This is a genomic window from Mesorhizobium sp. M4B.F.Ca.ET.089.01.1.1, from assembly GCF_004022605.1.
Classification (GTDB): domain Bacteria; phylum Pseudomonadota; class Alphaproteobacteria; order Rhizobiales; family Rhizobiaceae; genus Mesorhizobium; species Mesorhizobium abyssinicae.
The window spans coordinates 1-417 of the sequence record NZ_RZOS01001496.1; the positions used below are offsets into that span (position 1 = coordinate 1).

Sequence of the window (417 nt, forward strand, 5' to 3'; positions counted from 1 at the left end):
GGGCTTATCTCACTACATTCCTAAGGGTTGGATCCACCTTATTTGGGAAACGAAGCCGGGTCTGCCGAATTTCGTGCGCTAGTCAGTTCGGGAATCGGTCGCTATGATCGTGTTTCTGTCTTCGTCGGCCCGAGCCCGCTATGCGGATGATATCATCCGCATGCTCGCGCTTCCACGTGGCGGCCAGTTGCAGTTCCGCTACGATAGCAAGTGGCTTGCTGACGATGTTCGTAACAGGGTTCCTTGCGAGCAACTCGCCGGCGAGTATGCACTAGTGTGCTTTGTAGCCGGTAGCGGTGATCCAGTCCCATATGAATTGATACCTATTCGCATCGCTCGCATTGTTCGGGCTGAGAGCGTCGGAACGTCTTACATATTTACTCTTGCTGCCGATGCCTATGTCAGTGAAGCGACAAC

1 protein-coding gene is annotated in these 417 nt (G+C 53.7%); it reads left to right on the forward strand.

What is annotated here, in order from left to right; translation table 11 throughout:
- Window positions 1-103: 103 nt before the first annotated feature.
- Window positions 104-417: hypothetical protein (locus EN780_RS40180; protein ID WP_210215153.1), on the forward strand; the 314-nt coding region annotated here is incomplete at its 3' end.